This is a genomic window from Promicromonospora kroppenstedtii DSM 19349 (assembly GCF_000515355.1).
Classification (GTDB): domain Bacteria; phylum Actinomycetota; class Actinomycetes; order Actinomycetales; family Cellulomonadaceae; genus Promicromonospora; species Promicromonospora kroppenstedtii.
This window is the reverse complement of record NZ_KI911690.1, coordinates 10483-11168: the sequence shown is the minus strand read 5'-3', so window position 1 is coordinate 11168 and position 686 is coordinate 10483. Positions and strand designations below refer to the sequence as shown.

General features: G+C 74.6%; 1 protein-coding gene and 1 pseudogene. Both read right to left on the bottom strand.

What is annotated here, in order from left to right:
• A partial coding sequence (locus PROKR_RS16365) for a PHP domain-containing protein (RefSeq protein WP_036964761.1) occupies window positions 1–247 on the bottom strand: 247 nt, incomplete at its 3' end.
• 126 nt (window positions 248–373) lie between these two features.
• Window positions 374–686 (bottom strand): annotated as a pseudogene (locus PROKR_RS35150) (DNA polymerase Y family protein); the annotation flags it as partial.

Below are 686 nucleotides of genomic sequence, written 5' to 3'. Positions count from 1 at the left end.
GCAGGTGCAGCTCCGCCCCGAACGCCGCGGGCAGGCCCACCGCCTTGGCCGCCTCCGAGAACCGCACCACGCCGTACAGCCCGTCGTGGTCGGTGACCGCGAGCGCCTTGAGCCCCAGCCGCGCGCCCTCGGCGGCGAGCTCCTCGGGGTGGGACGCGCCGTCGAGGAAGCTGAACGCGGAGTGCGCGTGCAGCTCGGCGTAGGGAACGTCCGGGTCGCGCCGGCCGCTCGGCGCGCCCCTGGTCACGACGTGCCCCTGCGGCGTGCGAGGTCGGCACTCTCCTCTGGGGTCGGCAGTCTGCATCGAGATCGGTCCAGCGCTGGACCGATCTCGATGCAAGAGACCGAGTTCGTGGCACAAACTGCCGACTGCCTAGTCATAGAGGGCCTCCAGGGACCAGGCACCCGCTGTCGCCGAGAGCAGCAGGCCGAGCGTGGGCTCGCCGTCGACCACGACCTGGAGGAACACGCGGCGCCTGCCGCGCGGCGTCCACCAGCGTTCCGCGACCGGCCACGGCCCGGCCCAGTCGACGACGACGGCATCCAGCCCGGCCCACGCGGCACCGTCCGCCTGGCCGAAAGCCCCGGCGGACGCACCGCCGAGCACCCCGCTGCCGGACACCACACCTCCCCCGCCGGGAACGCCGGCCTCCGCCTCGGGCACCATCACGCGGGCCGGCGTTCCC